Genomic DNA, 15,463 nt, shown 5'->3' with positions numbered 1-15,463 from the left:
TGTAACGTAGATGGATTTTCCCGGTAATGAGGAATTTTAGCGACTGTTTAAGGCAAGTGAAGCCCCGGCGGGTTCTGGAAAACCGCATCAGCGCGATAGTGGATAAGAGGTGCAACGCTTCACTTTGGTCCGGGCTGCGTATGACTTTCGAGCAGTTTTTTAAAAACCGTATACGCGGGCGGGGTATCGTCCACATCGGCATACAATTCCGCGTGCTGAGCCATTATTTTCTTCAAATCATCGCCCTTCGGTGTCCGATAGGCCGGATTGGCCCCTTCCTTCAGCAACAGTTGGCAAATGTCCCACAACTGCTCCCGGGCCGCATACATCAGGGGTGAATAATTCGCATCGTACGTCGTATCATCACTCGCCATCACGGCATTGGGATCAGCACCCCGGTCGAGCAGTAACCGCACTTTTTCCAGTTGATCATCGCCGTACCGCATCACTTCAATCAATATCGGATTACCGCCCGCAGGCCGGAAGTTGGGATCGGCGCCTTTGTTCAAAAACCACTTGAGCAAAACCGCCGGGCCGTGTTTACAGACCCTGAAATGCGTCGGCACATGCTGTGGGTCAGCACTCTGGATGGTGGCGCCGTGGTCGATCAATAGCTTCAGACACGCCAGCATTTGCGTGATGTTCTGGCTGGTAGCGGCTCTCTCACCCGCAAAATCAAGGAGAGTCGTTGCCTGATAACCGGGTTCGTTCAGGTGCGGAACCGGCTGCTGCAGCAACTGCCGAAGCCTTGTGGTGTCGGCGGCACCGATGGCGGCCGCAACGTCCCGGCGGGGTTTGTCGTTGAAGAAGATTGAACCGTTGGCGCGGGCTGCTTCAACCCGATCCTGTGTCCGTGAATTGAGATATTGGTTGGTTAAACGCGACAAAAAGAGCAGCCCCGGTGCCAGCATAAGAATGAGTATGAGGACCTTCGGGATCGTATACGGCAGGAGGTTAAGCCCAAAAAATACCACCAAGACGAAAGCGACGACATAGGCCAATGCCGTGTCCAGCCCCCGGGTGGCCGCATCCCCCCCCGGCCGGCTCGGTCCCAGCAACATATACAACACCCAACTCCCGTATAAACCGATTAGAATCCAATTCAGTATGGCAATGGCTTTCATACACCCTTATTAAGATTTTTTGGCCGCCTTTGTGGTTAGGAACGTCTTAAAAGCCTGGTAATCTGCCGGCAGACTTTTCCGATCCGTATACGGTTCTTCAAACTTAGACAGCACAGTTTTCAGATCTTCGCCTTCCGGAGTCCGGTAATCCGGGTCGGCCCCGCGTTCCAGCAGAAGCTGGCAAATGGCCCAGGACTGTCGCTGCGCGGCATACATCAGGGGCGACGTAAAGGGCCTGATCGTATACTCATTGCGACCGGCGGGTGCGTTCGGATCGGCACCATGATCGAGCAATACCTTTACTTTCTCCAGCCGCTCAACATCCAGATCCATCACTTTAAAAAGAAGCGGGCTTCCGTCGTGCGGTCTTTCATTAGGATCGACGCCTTTGGCGAGAAACCACTCCAGAAGGGCGGGTGAACCGGTTTCGCAAATTAGGAACTGGGTGGGCATGTGCAACGAGTCTGGCCCCTGAAGGGTGGCACCGTGTTCCATCAGCAGTTCCATGCATTGCAGAATCCGTTGCGGGTTCTGGCTTCTGACCGCCGTCATGGCCGCAAAATCGAGCAGCGTCGTAGATTGGTAGCCGCTTTGATTGATCTGGCGTGGTGTCTTTTGCAAGAGCGTTTTCAGTTGCTCCACATCACCAACCGCCACCGCAGCCGCAATTTGCTGCCGCTCCACATCCGGAAAGTAGAACGAACCGTTTTCCACAGCCACGGCATCTCTGCGCTGTTTTTGTAATTCAAAATAATTGCTGATGCCGTTGTACAGGCCAAAAACCGCAGGCAATGCCAGGACGATCAACGTGGTGATCTTCGCAAAACGGTATGGCAACAGATTGAGAACGATGAGACCGGCCAGCACGAGCGTGGCAAAAATTGCCAGGCCCGATTCCATGCCCCGCCCGGCGGCATCGTTGCCGGACCGGTTTACGGTCATCAGGGTAAAAATGACCAGTGCTCCATAAATACCGATCAAGATCCAGTTGGTCGTGGTAATGATTTTCATGCACCGAAGATGGGGATACCAACCGGCAAACGCCATCGAAAATCAACACTGGGTTGTTTTGGGTTAATAAGTAACGCCGGTATCCAACGACTCCCTTTGCCTGTGAAATTTCACTCAATAGATTTCCGTCATAAATTTCAGTCTGACCACCGTTTTTGACCAAACTTAAAGTAACTTAGGTAACTGAATTACAGGGAGTTTTTTGTGTTTACTATTTTCATGGACCGAATTCCGTTATGAAACGATACCTCACACTCCTGCTGGTCATACTGTCGATTGCCAGCCGCGCCAATTCCATCCTGATTCCGATGGACGATCGCCAGAAAAACCACTTAAAGTCATACGGGATTGCCTACTTTGTTCTGAAAGCCGGGCTGGAAGTCGACTGGCTGCTGAACTACCGGGGCGGGAGTTTCATGATCAAACACAGCCCGACCGTCGAGACCGAGTGCCGGGTTCGGGGTATTTCCTTCGAGATCATATCGGATGCCGATGCCAACACCATTCAACAGCAGATTTCCAACCCGGACCTGAACATGGCGTCGGTCAAACTGGTGTCGGCGGCCCGGATTGTGGTGTATTCGCCGATCAAGGTCAGTCCGTCCGAATTTGAAAATACGGATGCGGTTTTACTGGTGCTCAAATACGCCGAAATTCCGTTTGAAGTTGTGTATGACGAAGAAATTCTGAAAGGTGATCTGGCCAAATACGACTGGATTCACCTGCACCACGAAGATTTTACGGGTCAGTATGGCCGCAACACGCGCCGGATGTCGGCGGAAGATGTCAAGGCGCAGGAAGACATTGCCAAGAAATTCAATTACCCGAAAGTGTCCCAAATGAAACTGGCCGTTGCCAAGAAAATCCGCGATTTCTGCGCCGGGGGCGGCTATATGTTTGCCATGTGTTCGGGTGCCGAAACGTTCGACATTGCGCTGGCGGCCGAGGGCGTCGACATTGTGAGCAGCACCTACGACGGCGATGGCATCGATCCCAAAGCACAGTCGAAACTGGATTTCGAAAAAACCGTCGCCTTCCAGAACTTCACCCTCGAACTCGACAATGGCTACGGCGGCATGGCGTTCTCCGACATCAACAGCTCGGCGGGGCGGTTTGGCGGAGGCTGGGATCAGCCCTCGGGCTATTTCAACCTGTTCAATTTCTCGGCGAAATGGGACATGATTCCCGCCATGCTTGTTCAGAACCACGAATCGAACATCAAGGAATTTCACGGACAGACCACGGCTTTTCGCAAAAGCACCGTCAAGCCCAATGTGCTGGTGATGGGCACCAGCCCTTCCTCCGACCGCTACATCTACGGCGAAGTCGGCATTGGCCAGTGGACGTTTTACGGGGGCCACGATCCTGAAGGAACGCGGGGCGGAGGCTGGCGAATGGCGACCGACCTGAACTTACACCCCAATTCGCCCGGTTACCGCCTGATTCTGAACAACGTACTGTTTCCATCCGCCAAGAAGAAGAAGCGGAAGACGTAATTGCCGCTGACAGGGCCGTTGGCCGCTGTCAGGGTTCGGTTTGCCGCAGAATCGCGGCTTGTTGGAGAGCATTTTTCAGTTCTTCAATCACGATCGGTTTGGCGATGTAATCATCCATCCCCGCGTGTAAACACGCTTCGCGGTCGTCGGCCATCGCGTTGGCGGTCATCGCAATGATGGTCGGTTGGGCCCCCGGCTGCTGGCGAATCCAGATGGTAGCTTCCAAACCATTTACTTCCGGCATCTGCACATCCATCAGAATGACGTCGTAAAACCGCCGTCTTACCAGGTCCAGCACTTCGGCGCCGTTTTGGGCCAAATGTGCCTGATAGCCCAGTTTACTCAGAATATTGAGCGCCAGTTTCTGATTGGCCGGGTAATCTTCCGCGACCAGAATCTGCAGGGGATAGTCTTTGGAAAACTGATCCGACAGCGCGTGGTGGACGGCTTTGGCGGCAACCGCCCGGGGTTCTACCGATTGCTTGAGTTGCTTCTGAACCACATCAAAAAGCTGCTGCTGCTTGACAGGCTTGGTCAAAACCGCCGAGAAAAGCTCTGGATACGATTTGCGGCTTTCTTCACCAATGGAACTCAGCAGAATGATCGGCAGGGTCAGGTTTCGCCCGCGAATGGCCCGCGCCAGTTGTACCCCGTTCATTTCCGGCATTTGCATGTCCGTAATAACCAGTTGAAAAGGCGCTTCCTGGTTCATGATCGCCAGGGCCTGCTTGCCCGACGATGCCGCCACCACCATGAGTTTCCACTGTTCGAGGTGGGCCTTCAAAATGGTCAGATTCGTGGGGTTGTCATCGACGAGCAAAACCCGTTTCCCATCGTTTTCGCCGGTATTGAAGAAAATATACTGCCGCTGGGCCTGCTGGCTGATCTGACATTGAATCGTGAACGTGAACGTCGTTCCCATCCCGATCTGACTGTCGACCGTAATTTCCCCGCCCATGAGTTTGACCAGCCGCTCGCTGATGGCCAGCCCGAGGCCCGTGCCGCCATACCGCCGGGTCATGGACGAATCGACCTGGGAAAAGGCTTTGAACAGCCGTTGCAGTTTGTCTTCCGGAATGCCGATGCCCGTATCCCGAACCCGAAAAACCAGCTCCAGTTCCTGATCACTGATCCGCCGTTGCAACCCAATGCTCACAAACACTTCGCCCCGCTCGGTAAACTTGATGGCATTGCCCACGAGGTTGATCAGAATCTGACGCAGCCGCAGGCTGTCGCCGATGACCTGTGTCGGCACCTGAGGATCCAGTTCATAGACCAGATCCAGTTCCAGTTCGGCGGCTTTGCTGGCAAACAGATCCAGGACGTCTTCCACACAATGCCGCAAGTCGACGTCCTGGAGTTCCAGTTCCAGACTCCCGGATTCGATCTTGGAAAAATCGAGAATGTCATTGATCACACCCAGCAGGTTCGTTCCGCACTGGTGAATGGTGTCGACGTATTCGTGCTGCTCTTCCGACAATTCCGTTTCCTGCAACAAATAGGTCATGCCCAGCACGCCATTCATGGGTGTCCGGATTTCGTGGCTCATTGTGGCCAGAAAAACGCTCTTGGCCTGGTTGGCTTTTTCAGCTTCTTCCCGCGCGTGTTTTTCCTGCAACCGCTGTTCGTGGATTTCTTCGACAAGAACCTGCAAATGTTCCGATTGGGTCTGAATTTCTTCCGATTGGTACAACACTTCGGCGGTTCGTTCGCCCACTTCTTTTTCCAGTTCCTCTTTCTGGTTTTCGATGGTTTTTACCCGATGCCGGTATAAGCCATAGGCCCCCAGCAGCAAAGCCAGCACCAGGCCGGTTCGAAACCACCAGGTGGCCCAGAAGGGCGGGGTAATGACAATCCGGAGCGAGGTGCCCCGCTCATTCCAGATGCCGTCGTTGTTGGACGCCCTGACCCGAAAAACGTATTCGCCGGGGTCCAGGTTGGTGTAGGTTGCCATCCGGGAATGACCGGCGTAAATCCACCCCCGATCAAACCCCTCCAGTTGATACGCATACTGGTTTTTTTCGGGCAAGCTGTAATTCAAAGCGGCAAAAGTTACCGAAAACATCGACTGCCAGTAGGCCAGTGTGATTTGGGTGTTTTCATCGATGCTTTTTCGCAGCAGCGAATCCGGCGCCCCAATGGCAACGGGTTGATTAAACAGGTGGAAATGGGTGATAAAAACCGGCGGAATCGCCGAATTATCGCGCAAACTATCGGGATAAAACGTGTTCAGACCGTTGGTTCCGCCAAAGAAAAGTTCACCCAAGCGGCCTTTGAATACCGCTCTCCGGTTGAACGAGTTGCCTTGCAAACCATCGCTGACGCCGTAGTTCCGGAAGGTGCCGGTTCGCGGATTAAACCGGGAAAGGCCCCGATTGGTGCTGATCCAGAGGTCTTTCCGCCGGTCTTCCACCAGCCCCTGAACCACATCATTCGGCAAACCCTCCTGCTGACGGTATACCGTAAACGATTGGTTTTTGGCATTGAATTTATTAAGCCCGCTGTCGGTACCCACCCAGACCGTTCCGCCGGCATCTTCGTAGATGCTGTTGACCAGATTGTTGCTCAGGCTTCCGGGTACATTTCGATTGTACCGGTAACTCGTAAAGCTGTTACTCCGGCGATCGAACCGGTTTAGCCCACCGCCTTCCGTTCCGACCCAGATGGTGCCACTCCGGTCGCAGTACAACGTCCGGATGACCGCATGACTCAGGCTGCCCGGTTGGGTCGGATCAGGCCGGTAATGCGTGAATAACCCGGTTTTTTTATCATAACGGCTCACCCCGGCGCCGAGCGTCCCGAGCCACAGATTGCCTTCGTTGTCTTCGGTAATGGCGCAAATGCTTTCGTGGCTGATGCCATCCGGGCTGTCACTCTTCGGGAAATTGACAAACTCGCCCGGTTCTTTTTCCCACCGGCTGAGACCTCCTTTGTAACTACCCGCCCAAATCCTGTGTCCGCGGTCTTCGAAAACGCACATCACGAAGTTGCTGCCGATGCTGCGCGGACGATCAGCGTGGTGCATAAACCGGGTAAACTGATTGGTTTTTCGGTTCAGGCGGTTCAGCCCTCCGCCGTCTGTCCCCATCCAGAGATTTCCTTCGGCATCTTCCAGAACAGACAACACATTGTTGTTACTCAGACTATTGGGATTGTAGCGATCTTTTTCATAGCGTTCAAATTTTCGGGGTTCACGGTCGTAAAAATTGATTCCTCCGCTGTAGGTACCGATCCACATATCGCCTTTTCGATCCCGGCAGATGGCATAAATCGAGCCGTTGTTCAAGCCCTCGCTGTTGGTTTCGCTGTAGGGATGGCGGGTTACGGTGGTAAGATCTTTGCTCAGAACGCTAATGCCGCCGTTTCGGGTGCCTATCCACAGACTTCCCGTATTACCTTCTTCCAGCGAAATGACGTCATTGTGGCTAATGGTATTGACATCGGTTTTGCTGTGTTGAAACCGGGTAAACGTGTGCTGATCGGCATTCAGCAGGTTCAACCCACCGCCTTCGGTGGCCACCCAGATCCGGTTCTGCGAATCTTGCAGGAGGGCGGTGACGTTATCGTTGCTCAGCGAGCCCGGATCGGCGGGGTTGTTGACGAAGTGCCGGAAAGTTTGAGTCTTCGCATCGAATAGGTCCAGTCCCCCCCCGCCGGTTGCCGCCCAGAGCCGTCCTTTCGCATCGACCAGCAGATCGTAAATAAAATCATTTCCCAGACTGCGGGGGTTAGCCGCATCGTGGGTGAAATGGGTGAAGGATTGCCGGGCAGGGTCGAAACGGTTCAAACCGCCACCGTAGGTTCCAACCCACAGCATTCCCTGACGGTCTTCCACAATCGAGATCACCTGATTATGGCTCAGGCTGTTGAGCTTGTCGGAGGTCCGCTGAAAGCTGACAAAGTTGTCGGTTTCGCGGTTGAAAAGATTCAAACCGCCGTCTTCCGTGCCGACCCACAGGCGGCCTTTGTGGTCTTCGTAGAGTGCCCGGATAAAATTATGACTCAGGCTGTTCGCTTTTTTGGGGTCATTCCGATATACTGTAAAGGTGTAACCATCAAACCGGTTTAAACCGTCCTGCGTGCCAAACCACATGAATCCCTGCCTGTCTTGTAAAATACAGGTTACATTGTTCTGGGATAACCCCTCGTTGGTGGTAAGGTGTTTGAACCGTATCGGAACGGCCCGGGCGTTAAATGGCTGAACCTGCAACAGGAATAGCAATAGAACAGCACATATTACTTTCATACAAAGCCCGCTGCGTTATTTTTTGGTAAAACAACTATTTCTCAACAAATTATAACCATGTCTGACAATTGTACTATTCCATCAAAAATCGTGCGTGAAATTGTATTCACAGAAAACAGTTTTGTTATCTATTAATTTTTCATGTCGCCTTATTCCCCAAACCCCACTTAGTGTCAATTACCACTTAAATAGTGAGTTATCGGTTCGTTATTTCGATCCATCATGGAACGATTTTTTACCTTATTTGTCGCCAGCCTGTGTGCGGCTCCCTTGTTTTATTTTTTGTTTTTCGAAGTGACCGTTGCCCTCAACAGCCATGTTGCCGGCCCGGATGCCCGGCTGGGGGTGGCCTACCTGGCAACCTGGGGCGGTTTTCTGGCGGCATTCGTCGGCTTCTTTGTAGTCTGGTTGCTGGCGCGGCATTTCCTGGTCGAAAATTACATCCGGTATCTCCAGATCTTCGACGGTATTGCGCTCATTGGCTGGTTCATACTCTATCTGAACTGGTCGGATCAGCAGGAATACAGGCTGGAATACGCCGATCACCGGGCGGTGGTGGAAGTGGAACTGCGTGCCACACAATCCTTTCTTAAGGGCGCAGCCATCGACTCGATTCTGGTTCCTCAATTCATCGGGCAGGACATGGACAACCCGCATCCCGACCGGATACGGCAAGAAGGGGATTTTGTGATTCTACCGTGGGAAACCACCCCAATCAGTCTGAAAAAATGGCAAATGCGGGTATTCGTTCACAACACCCCGGTCGATTTTCCGCTCGATCTGCCCAGGCGACCGCAGGCATCGACGGATTGGTCGGCCTGGCTGATTCCGTCCGAAAAACAGGAAGATTCGTTGCCCGATGGTGTTCTGGAAAACATCGCACTCCGGTATCGCTTCCGGCTGATTCCCCACGGGTCACCGGAATAAGTACGCTATATAGCAACTGAGCCGCCTAACCGATGATTATTTTTCAGGCGGGCGGCTCAGTTAACGACTTATTTCACCAGTGAAACCGGCTCATAGAGGTTATAAATCTCCATGATGCTTCTCATTTTTTCTTCAAAATTAATCTTCAGATCGATCAATTTTCCGGTGCGAACATCGAACACCCAGCCGTGTACCTTAACGCCCCGTTCGCGGAAGGCTTCCTGAATGGCTGCGGTTTTGATCAGGTTGACACACTGTTCTTCCACATTCAGTTCCACGAGCCGGTCGTAACGGGCTTTAACGTCCTCGATGGCATTCAGTTCGTCCTTGTGGTAGCGGTATACATCGCGAATGTTGCGCAACCACGGGTTCAGAATCCCCAGATCGACCGGTTCCATGGCCGCTTTCACGCCCCCGCAATTGTAGTGTCCACACACGACCACATGGTTGACTTTCAAGTGCCGGACGGCATAATTCAGCACCGACATGACATTCAAATCGACGTTGTTGACCAGATTCGCAATGTTTCGGTGAACGAACACTTCCCCCGGCTTAACCCCCATCAGGTCTTCGGCAGTAACCCGGCTGTCGGAACAGCCAATGTAGAGAAACTCCGGTTGTTGCCCCTGCGACAGCTTGGTGAAATAATCTTCGTCGCCGGCCAGTTTTTCGGCGATCCACTTTTCGTTGTTTTGAAATACGCTGCTAATATTCATGGGATAGGATGATAAAGTAAGCGCCCAATCTCGGGAATTTATTCCGTTCTATCAAAATCAAACCGGGCAGCCTGTACTGAAAAGCGACAGTCGCTCCCCTCTACAATACGAAACATGGTAACCACAAAATAGTTATTTTTCCGCAGATGATGCGTCGATAATTCGCTGCAAAGTTGTGTCAAGGTTTGGCGCATCAGGCAGCGTCAGCCGGAAAATCTCCTCGAGTACGGTGCGGAATTCGGCCACGCTGCGGAGTTCCCGCTGCTCCGATTCGCCCCCCAAACGATGCGTGGTCAAAATTGTATCGCGCAGGCCATAACGCCGGTCGGCCGTCGTTCGGGCAACGGCCAGGCTGCGGAGAAAATACGAGTTGGGATGCGTACACAGGTAAAAGCTAAACATTTCATAATCAGGCAGCAGAAATTCCCGCAGTGTAAAGCGATACAACGACCGCCACTCGTTCCTGACTTCCGCCTGTACTTCCAGTTCACCATTTGACTCGATCAATCGGAATGGTTCATGAGGGGTCGCCTGCACGGTATTCAGCACGAGTTGTACGGGGCCGGTGGGCGACAAACCGCCAAAACCCACATCCACCAGGTATGATTCCGGCCCCACCTCCACCTGCAGCAGCATGTGCGTGATGGCTTTGACTTCACCTTCCGGAACGTTCCAGAGAACGCGGGCGGCCAACCCCCGAACCCGAAAACCCAGCGCTTGCAACACGAAGCTTAACAGCCGGTTTTGCTCAAAACAATACCCGCCCCGCCCACGCTGCACCATTTTTTGCTGAAGCGAATCGCTGTCCAGCAAAACCGGCAGGCCCAGCAACGGATTGAGGTTTTCGAACGGAATGGTTTCGGTATGGAGACGCTGGAGGGTTCGCAGCGTTTCGAGCGTGGGCGCGCGGTCGCCGGTGTAGCCGATGCGCTGAAAATAAGCATCGAGATCGATTTCCGACAGGGCTGGCGCGGGTTCTTGTGGCTGAATGAGTTGGGATGGCATGGGTACAAAGTTATCAACACCCCTGAAAAAATAAGCGGGAAAATTTTTCAAAAATGCAAACGCCCGATTTTTGCTGCTGACACAGGGCTGTCACCCGTCGGTTGTACTTTTGATCGGCGCGTCACCCAACCCAATCAAGGCAAATGCCATCGTTTTCTTTCATCTTCATGCCATGACCCATTCAGACCTCGTTCAATACCGCCTTCATCAGCAACACCTGATGCAATCGTCGCTGACAACGCCTGGCGACCTGATAGCCTGGTTTGGGGCCGTTCAGGGACAGGATTATGCGGCCAGCAAGTGGGCCATCGGCAACCGACTGCCCGGCAGCACCGACGCCGACATCGAGCAGGCAATTGCCAACCGGACCATCCTGCGCACCTGGCCAATGCGCGGTACCCTGCATTTTGTGGCGGCTGCCGATATTCACTGGATTCTGGAACTGAACCAACCCCGTTTACAGGCCCTTTACGCCAGTCATTTCCGCCAACTTGAACTCAGCGAACCGGTTATTGCAAAAAGTAAAGCGGTTTTCACGAAAGCGTTGTCGGACGGTCGACACCTGACGCGCCCCGAATTAAAAACCGCTCTGGAACAGGCGGGCATTCCGGCCCACGGAAACCGCCTGAGTATGCTGCTGGCGCGGGCGTCCTACGACCGGCTGCTTTGCCACGGCGTCCGGCGGGGCAAGGAGTTTACGTTCACACTGCTCGACGACTGGGTGCCACCCACAAAACCGCTGCTGCGCGAAGAAGCCCTGGCCGAATGGACCCGACGGTATTTTACCAGCCACGGACCGGCAACGCTGGCGGATTTTAGCTGGTGGTCGGGCCTGACGCTGACCGACGCCAGAGCCGGGATGGATCTGATCAAATCCGGTTTTGTGTCCGAGGTGGTGGCTGGTCAAACGTACTGGATGCCCGCGTCTCTGCCTGCATTGCACGAACACACCACAACCGCCTATCTATTACCGGTTTACGACGAATATTTAGTCGCCTACAAAGACCGGTGCGCTCCGCTCGGCGGCTTGGACCCGGCGCAGATCGCCAAAGCCGGTAACGGTATTTTCAGTCCGGTTATCGTGATCGACGGGCGGGTGGTCGGCACCTGGAAACGGACGTTGAAGAAAGATGCGGTTTTGATCGAAAACAGCCTGTTCGCCACCCTGACCGACACGCAGCAACAGGCTTTGTCGGATGCCAAAGAGCGGTATCAACGGTTTTTGGGATGTGAATAGAATTGAAGAGTCAGGCAATGCCTGTTTCTTCTGCATAAACCGAAACCGCTGTCAGGGTTACGCTTCGTTCACTTTCCGGGAAATGACAAACCGGTGCCAACCGTTGCTTTCGTCATACTGCACCTCCAAACCGTACGTATCGCAGATTTCTCTGATGATGGCCAACCCTAAACCCACGGAATCCGGGCTGGAACCTTCTTTTTTGAAGCGTTCGAACAAGCGTTCGGGATTCGAAACCAGCGCATGGCCGGTATTGCCCAGCGACAGATTTTTTCCGTCGGACCACAGTTCGACGCGCCCTTCTGCGTGGTTGTGTTTGATGGCATTGTTGACCAGATTGGTCACCAGACTATCGGCCAGCGCCGGGGGCAGTTGAACCGCAAAAGGGGCCAAATTCCCGATCGTGACCGCAATCTGTTTGTGGAGCAACACCTCGTCCATTGCGCTCAGCTTCCCGGCCAGCAAAGCCGCCAGATCAACGGTCTGATTGTCGGTAAACTGCTGATTATCAATTTTTGCCAGCAAGAGCAATCCCTGGTTCAGCCGGGCCATGCGCCGGGAGGCCTGGTAAATTTCCTCGATCCAGCGGGTTTGCGTTTCCGTCAGTTTTTCCGATTGGATGAGTTGTTCCACTTTGGCGTTGATCAGCGCGAGGGGTGTCTGGATTTCGTGGGAGGCATTTTCGGTAAATTCCTTCAGGCTGCGGTAATCCTGCTGCATTTTGTCGCCCATCTTGCGCAGCACCTCGTTCAATTCCCGAAACTCATTGATCTCCGGTTTGTCGAGTTGCAGGGGCGTCGCACTCGCCAGATTGAAGCGTTTGATGCGGGACAAACTTTCGTAGAACGGCATCCAGAGCCGCCCCGATAGTTTCCCCTGAAACCAGAACGTGCCAAGCAGCAGCAATCCCAGACAGGCCGCCATCGTCACCGTGATGACTTCGATGAGTTGGTAAGATTGAATCAGGGATTTCCGAATCGACACCCGGTGCATCACACCCTTGATCGGCACGTAAAACGTAAGTTGCCGAAACGGCATCAGCTCCTGGTCGTAGCGGTTTTGGATCAGCGTGTCGATAAACGTCTCCGAAAGCCGGGTTTGCCGCCCAACCGGAACGACATCGATCTTGTTTTCAACAAAATAGGTTGTATCCGACCAGGCTTTGTGCTGTTTCAGATAGGCTTCAAAATCCCGCTTTTCAACCTTCAGCCGGGTTTCCACTTCGTTGTAAATCAAAATCCGGACGACCTGATAGAAGGCCAGCCCGGCGAAGAGGTAAATGGCCAGCGAGAAGGCCAGGTAAATGCGGTTCGTTTTAGCGAGTAGTTTCACGGTTCCCCGAATTTGTAACCGATCCCGTATACCGAACTAACATAGTCCGAGCCGCCTTTTTCCAGCAGTTTCCGGCGCAGGTTTTTGATGTGTGAATAGACCATATCCAGTGAATCGGCGGAGTCGATGTTGTCGCCCCACAAATGCTCGGCAATGGAAACTTTGGTTAGCACAACGTCGATGTTCGACAAAAAATACAGCAGCAGATCGTATTCTTTCCGGGATAAAACCGCCAGTTGGCCGTTCACATACACCTTCCGCGAAGACGGATTCACCCGGATTTCCCGGAACCGGATTTCGGTGTGTCCCCCAAAATTCCGCCGGCGAATCAGCGACTTCACCCGGGCATTCAGCTCCGACAGATGAAACGGTTTGGTCAGGTAGTCATCCGAACCAATTTCCAGCCCTCTGATCTTGTCTTCCAGCGCGTTACGGGCCGAAATAATGATGACACCGGTGGTGGCCAGCAGTTTTTTCAACGTCTGAATCAGTTGAAAACCGTCGCCGTCGGGCAACGTCAGATCCACAATCACACAGTCGTAGTGATACAGATAAATCCGCTCGTCGGCTTCCCGGAAAGTCCCCGCCGTCTCGCAAAGATACCCCTCTTTGTTCATATAGTCGGTGATGCTTTCGGCCAAGCCTTTTTCATCTTCTACCACCAGTACTTTCATCCTTCTCCGGGTTCATCCAATTCCTAAACACCAAAAGTAGCGGGCAATGTTGGAAACATTCTGGAGGGAAAAGTTATTACGCAGAGTTTAGCGGAGGAAATCAGAGTTAAGCAGAGTTGTTTTTTCTCTGTGTAACTCCCCTTTTCCTCCGCTAAACTCTGCGTAACAATCTTTTTTCTTCCCAAATGTTTCCAGAATTGCCCCGTTGTTTTGCAGGCACTTACCACGGTTTTGTCACCAAGGCCGGAAAACGAGTTGCCAATGAAACACGTACATTTTAGGTTCCGCCGATCGCGCACCTGGTTACTAACAGCCATAACCGCAACGTTCCTGTTTAGCCAAGGTATGGTTCAGGCCCAAACCCTGACGCTATCGCAGGCCCTGGAGCAGGGAACCCAAGCCTATCCGTTTCTCAAATCCAAACAGGCCGAAATCCAGAGCGCCGAAAAGCGGGTTCAGGCCAGCCGAACAGACTTTCTGCCCAGCGTCATCGTTCAGGATCAGTATACCTATGCGACCAGCAATGCCCTGAACGGTTCGTTTTTCCCCAACGAAGGCACGTCCATTTCGACTTCCGGCGGCATTCGGCCCGACAACATTTACCGGGGCACCACCGGCAGCTTTGTCAGCGCCGTCATCGACTGGCGAATCGTCAACTTCGGTCGCGTGAAAGCCAGCGTGAAAGCGGCCGAAGCCGATCTCAACCGCTCGCAAACCGATTACGACAACGAGCTGTTTCAGCACCAGATCCGGATTATCGACGCGTACCTCACGCTCCTGGTCAACCAGAAACTGGTCGATGTCCAGCGCAGCAACGTCGAGCGGGCGGAAACCTTCAAAAACGTGGTTGATGCCGGGGTTCGTTCGGGGATGCGGGCGGGCGTCGATAGTTCACTGGCCACCGCCGAAGCGGTTCGGGCGCGACTGTTGCTGCTCGAAAGCCAGCAACGTGAACAGGTACAGCTGCTGCGACTCTCGGAACTCATCGGTCAGGTACAGACCGGTCTTCGCATCGATAGCATGCGGTTTTATACCACGTTGCCACAAACCACGTTTCAATCGGATTCCATTTCGCCGAAAAATCCGGTTTTGCGGTTTTTCCAGTCGCAAATCAACTTTTCGTCCGCGCGCACCGTGGCGCTCCAGCGTTCGATGCTCCCGTCGATCTCGCTCGTCGGGGCCGGTTGGGCTCGGGGGTCGGGATTTGCCAATGCCGATGAAACGTTCGCCATGGATTTCAACCGGGGACTGGGTTATCAGGCTTCCAACTACCTGGTCGGCGTGGTGGCCCGCTGGAATCTGACCAACAGCCTGCGGCTCAAACACGATGCCCGCAGCGAACAATTCCAGGTCGAACGCTTCCGGCAACTCTACAACGACCAGCAACTGCGCATCACCCGGCAAAACCGGGAAGCCGAAACGCAACTGACGCTCGGACTGGAACAGGCGCGTCAGGCACCCGTTCAGCTCCGGGCCGCGCAGCAAGCCTACAACCAGGCCAAGGCCCGCTACCAGAACGGACTGGCCGATTTGCCCACGCTCCTGCAAAGCTTCGTTACCCTGAACCGGGCCGAAACCGATGGCTACGTCGCCACCAGCAACGTCTGGCGCTACCTGCTCCTGAAAGCCGCGGCTGAGGGAGACATCTCGCTGTTTATGAATCAATTGAAGTAATAGGTTTAAGGTTTGAAGTTT

11 protein-coding genes are annotated in these 15,463 nt (G+C 53.6%); 4 read left to right on the top strand and 7 right to left on the bottom strand.

The genetic code is table 11. The annotated features are described in order from the left end of the window. Positions 1 to 119 precede the first annotated feature (119 nt). Together ACS5NO_RS08760 and ACS5NO_RS08755 are read right to left on the bottom strand one after the other, a co-directional pair. Positions 120 to 1,124, bottom strand: coding sequence for an ankyrin repeat domain-containing protein (locus ACS5NO_RS08760; protein ID WP_439414788.1), 1,005 nt, complete (start codon positions 1,122 to 1,124; stop codon positions 120 to 122). Between the two features lie 9 nt (positions 1,125 to 1,133). After that, positions 1,134 to 2,135 (bottom strand): ankyrin repeat domain-containing protein, encoded by a 1,002-nt coding sequence (locus tag ACS5NO_RS08755; RefSeq protein ID WP_439414787.1) that lies wholly within the window; start codon positions 2,133 to 2,135, stop codon positions 1,134 to 1,136. 236 nt (positions 2,136 to 2,371) lie between these two features. Here ACS5NO_RS08755 and ACS5NO_RS08750 point away from each other — a divergent pair, with 236 nt between their 5' ends. After that, the gene (locus ACS5NO_RS08750; RefSeq protein WP_439414786.1) at positions 2,372 to 3,631 is read left to right on the top strand and encodes an asparagine synthetase B; all 1,260 of its coding nucleotides are present in this window, start codon (positions 2,372 to 2,374) and stop codon (positions 3,629 to 3,631) included. A gap of 28 nt (positions 3,632 to 3,659) precedes the next feature. Here the strand turns inward: ACS5NO_RS08750 and ACS5NO_RS08745 are convergent, their stop codons facing one another. Next, entirely contained in the window at positions 3,660 to 7,877 is a 4,218-nt protein-coding gene (locus tag ACS5NO_RS08745) for a hybrid sensor histidine kinase/response regulator (protein ID WP_439414785.1), read from the bottom strand. Between the two features lie 222 nt (positions 7,878 to 8,099). Between ACS5NO_RS08745 and ACS5NO_RS08740 the strand changes: the two genes are divergently transcribed. Next, entirely contained in the window at positions 8,100 to 8,804 is a 705-nt protein-coding gene (locus tag ACS5NO_RS08740; RefSeq protein ID WP_439414784.1) for a hypothetical protein, read from the top strand. Positions 8,805 to 8,872: 68 nt separating this feature from the next. On the opposite strand, the gene ACS5NO_RS08735 is transcribed toward ACS5NO_RS08740, so the two are convergent. Both ACS5NO_RS08735 and ACS5NO_RS08730 read right to left on the bottom strand, forming a co-directional pair. Further along, entirely contained in the window at positions 8,873 to 9,520 is a 648-nt protein-coding gene (locus tag ACS5NO_RS08735; RefSeq protein ID WP_114405507.1) for a carbonic anhydrase, read from the bottom strand. A 132-nt stretch (positions 9,521 to 9,652) separates the two neighbouring features. Beyond that, positions 9,653 to 10,525 carry an arylamine N-acetyltransferase family protein gene (locus ACS5NO_RS08730; RefSeq protein WP_439414783.1) on the bottom strand — a complete coding sequence of 291 codons (873 nt, stop codon included), beginning with the start codon at positions 10,523 to 10,525 and terminating at the stop codon, positions 9,653 to 9,655. 172 nt (positions 10,526 to 10,697) lie between these two features. Here ACS5NO_RS08730 and ACS5NO_RS08725 point away from each other — a divergent pair, with 172 nt between their 5' ends. After that, complete coding sequence (locus ACS5NO_RS08725) at positions 10,698 to 11,762, top strand: winged helix DNA-binding domain-containing protein (protein ID WP_439414782.1); 1,065 nt, start codon at positions 10,698 to 10,700, stop codon at positions 11,760 to 11,762. A 57-nt stretch (positions 11,763 to 11,819) separates the two neighbouring features. Here the strand turns inward: ACS5NO_RS08725 and ACS5NO_RS08720 are convergent, their stop codons facing one another. Together ACS5NO_RS08720 and ACS5NO_RS08715 are read right to left on the bottom strand one after the other, a co-directional pair. Beyond that, on the bottom strand, positions 11,820 to 13,094 hold the full coding sequence (locus ACS5NO_RS08720; protein ID WP_439414781.1) for a sensor histidine kinase: 1,275 nt from the start codon (positions 13,092 to 13,094) through the stop codon (positions 11,820 to 11,822). Then, positions 13,091 to 13,768, bottom strand: coding sequence for a response regulator transcription factor (locus tag ACS5NO_RS08715; RefSeq protein ID WP_439414780.1), 678 nt, complete (start codon positions 13,766 to 13,768; stop codon positions 13,091 to 13,093). The genes ACS5NO_RS08720 and ACS5NO_RS08715 overlap by 4 nt, the downstream gene beginning before the upstream one ends. A gap of 345 nt (positions 13,769 to 14,113) precedes the next feature. On the opposite strand from ACS5NO_RS08715, the gene ACS5NO_RS08710 reads away from it, so the two are divergent. Continuing rightward, on the top strand, positions 14,114 to 15,442 hold the full coding sequence (locus tag ACS5NO_RS08710; RefSeq protein WP_439414779.1) for a TolC family protein: 1,329 nt from the start codon (positions 14,114 to 14,116) through the stop codon (positions 15,440 to 15,442). Positions 15,443 to 15,463 lie beyond the last annotated feature (21 nt).

Source organism: Larkinella fluvii, from assembly GCF_051857545.1.
Classification (GTDB): domain Bacteria; phylum Bacteroidota; class Bacteroidia; order Cytophagales; family Spirosomataceae; genus Larkinella.
This window is presented reverse-complemented; position numbering and strand designations above follow the sequence as displayed.